This window comes from Kitasatospora putterlickiae (assembly GCF_039527695.1).
In the GTDB taxonomy this organism is placed as follows: domain Bacteria; phylum Actinomycetota; class Actinomycetes; order Streptomycetales; family Streptomycetaceae; genus Kitasatospora; species Kitasatospora putterlickiae.
The window spans coordinates 1,812-4,823 of sequence record NZ_BAAAKJ010000071.1 but is presented as its reverse complement, the minus strand read 5'-3'; the positions used below and the strand labels follow the sequence as shown (position 1 = coordinate 4,823).

Genomic DNA, 3,012 nt, shown 5'->3' with positions numbered 1-3,012 from the left:
GGCCGCGCCGGGCGCTCAGCCCGGACCGCGTCCCGAGGCCGCCGGGTACGACTACGCCCGCCCCGCGCCGGCGGCGGTGCGGCAGCCCGCCGACGCGCCGCAGCCCGCGCAGCCGTACCAGCAGCCCCAGCCACCCCAACAGCCTCACCAGTCGCACCAGCAGCCGTACGGCCCGGTGCCGCCGGTGATCGCCACCGGTCCGGTGGCACCGCTCGCCGGGCTGGCGCCGCAGCCGGCCGCCCCCGCGCCGTTCCCCGGACACGGTGGCCCGCCGCACGCGGCCGCGCCGTACCCGGGGCAGCCGTACCCGGGCGCCCAGCCGTACGCGGGACAGCCCCACCCCGGACAGCCGTACCCGGGTGCCCAGCCGTACCCGGCGCCCCAGCCCCAGCCGCACCCCCAGCCCCACCACGAGCCCGTCGACGGGGAGGTGCTCCGTGCGCGGTAGTCCGCTGCACCAGCAGCCCGCGACCGACCCGGCGGCGCTGCCCTGGACCACGCCGCTGCCCGGTCCGGTCCATCCGGTGGCCCCCGGCCGGGTCGTCCCGGCCGACCAGCCGCACCCCCAGCCGCAGCCGCACACGGCGCAGCCCCCCGCCGCGTCCGCCGCGTCCGCCGTGCCCACCGCCGTCCCCTCCCAGCTGCCCTCGCTCGACCTGCGCGGCGCCGGCACCCGCCCGGCCGTCGACCCGCAGGTCGCCCGCGAGATCAAGCGGCAGGTCGCCGCCGAACTGCACCAGCAGATCACCCGGCTGACCGCCGGCTCCGGCACCGAGCCGGACCGCGCCACCCGCCGCCAGCGCGGCCGCGCGCTGATCGAGGAGGCCGTCGCCCGCTGGTCCGACGCCTACGCGCAGACCCACGGCATCCCGCCGACCCGGGAGCAGGACCGCGCGCTCGCCGAGGCCGTCTTCGACCTGCTGTTCCGGGCCGGCCGGCTGCAGCCCTACCTCGACGACCCGGAGATCGAGAACATCCTGATCAACGGCTGCGACGACGTCTGGGTCTCCCGGGTCCACCAGCCGCTGCGCCAGGTCCCGCCGGTCGCCGACAGCGACGCCGAACTCGTCGAGCTGCTCCAGGACCTGGCCCGCCAGCACGGCGGCGGCGAGCGCACCCTGTCCACCGCCAGCCCGACCCTCGCCCTGCGCCTGGAGGGCGGCATGCGCCTCCAGGCGCTCACCGAGGTGACCCCGCGCCCGTACGTGGCGATCCGCCGCCACCGGGTGGCCTCGGCGACGCTGCCCGAGATGGTCCGCCTCGGCACCCTGGACTCCACCCTCGCCGCCTTCCTGGCCTCGGCCATCCGGGCCCGGAAGAACGTGATGATCACCGGCACCCAGGGCGTCGGCAAGACCAGCCTGCTGCGCGCGATGGCCGCCGAGATCCCGCCGGACGAGCGGATCGGCACCCTGGAGTCGGAGTTCGAGCTCTGGCTGCACACCCTCGGCCATCTGCGCCAGGTCGTCCCGATGGAGGCCCGCGAGGGCAACGGCGAACGGGTGGAGGGCCGTTCGGCGGGCGAACTGACCATCGGCGACCTCATCCCGGCCGCGCTGCGGATGACGCTCTCGCGGATCATCGTCGGCGAGGTCCGCTCCGGCGAGGTCGTCCCGATGCTGCGCGTCATGACCAACGGCGAGGGCGGCTCGATGTGCACCCTGCACGCGCGCGGCCCGCACATGGTGGTCGACCGGATCGCGGAACTCTGCCTGGAGTACGGCTCGCACATGACCGACGCGCTCGCCTACCGGCTCACCGCCAACGCGGTCGACCTCATCGTGCACGTGGCGATGGTGGACGAGACGGCCGTCGGCGGACGCCGGCACCGCTTCGTCTCGCACGTCCTGGAGGTCACCGGCCTCGGCGAGAGCGGCCGGCCCGCGCTGAACACCGTGTTCGGGCCGCGCCCCGACCTCGGTGAGCCGCGCGCCGTCCCGCACACCCCGCCGCAGTGCCTGGACGACCTGCGCCGGGCCGGCTTCGACGCCGCGCTGCTCGGCTCCCGGTACGGCGGTTGGGCCGCACCGCTGCAACTCCGGATCGGTGGTGGCGCCCGATGATGCCGCTCTTCGTGCTCTGCGGCCTGGCCGTCGCGGCGGGCCTGGTCGCCCTGGTGCTCTGGGCGCGCGGCAGCGACCCGGTCGAGGACCAGGACGAGCGGGAGCCCAACCCGCTGGCCTCCCGGCTGCACGTGTTCTGGTACGGCGCGCCCGGCACCGCCTCGCACCGGGTCGCCCGGCTGCGTCGGATCCAGCTGCCGATCGCGCTGATCGGGGCGCCGCTCGGCTGGCTGTTCAGCGGCATCCCGCTGACCGTGCTGCTGGTGCCGCTGGCGGTGTTCGGCCTGCCCTGGCTGTTCGACGCCACCCGCTCGGACACCGACCGGATCGAGCGCCTGGAGGCGCTGTCCGAGTGGACCCAGCGGATCGCCGACGTGCTGCTGCTCGGCGTCGGCCTCAACCAGGCCATCGTGACCAGCCGGCGCACCGCGCCCGCCGCGATCGAGGCCGAGGTCGGCGAACTCGCCGCCCGGCTGCAGGCCCGCTGGCGGCCGGAGGAGGCGCTGCGCGTGTTCGCCGACAGCATGGCCGACGCCACCGCGGACAAGGTGCTCGCCGCGCTGCTGCTGCGGGCCGGGGACAGCGGTCCCGGCCTGGCCCGGGCGCTGGCCGACATGGCCGATTCGGTGCGCGAGGAGGTCCGCCAGCGGCGCACCATCGAGGCCGACCGGGCCAAGCACCGCACCACCATCCGCTGGCTGGTCGGCATCATCCTGCTGGTCGTGGTGGTGGGCTCGTTCAACACCGAGTACACCCGCCCGTACGGCACGGTGCTCGGGCAGGTCGTGCTCGGCGTGGTCTGCGCGCTGTTCGTCGGCGTGATCGCCTGGATGCGCGCGCTGGCCTCCTACCCGCCGGTGCCCCGGCTGCTGGAGGCGGACCGGCGCGGCGGGCTGTTCGGCGGCGGCGGGGACGTGATCCGCACCCACGTGGTCGGCCACGGCCAGGC

Annotated in this window: 2 protein-coding genes and 1 pseudogene; all 3 read left to right on the top strand. The window is 76.2% G+C overall.

Going from position 1 to position 3,012, the window contains the following annotated elements; all coding sequences use genetic code 11:
• Positions 1-448 (top strand): annotated as a pseudogene (locus ABD308_RS08285) (hypothetical protein); the annotation flags it as partial.
• Positions 438-2,063, top strand: a complete 1,626-nt coding sequence (locus ABD308_RS08280; protein WP_344329857.1) for a TadA family conjugal transfer-associated ATPase — start codon at positions 438-440, stop codon at positions 2,061-2,063. The pseudogene ABD308_RS08285 and the gene ABD308_RS08280, both read left to right, overlap by 11 nt.
• A partial coding sequence (locus tag ABD308_RS08275) for a type II secretion system F family protein (RefSeq protein ID WP_344329854.1) occupies positions 2,060-3,012 on the top strand: 953 nt, incomplete at its 3' end. The genes ABD308_RS08280 and ABD308_RS08275, both read left to right, overlap by 4 nt.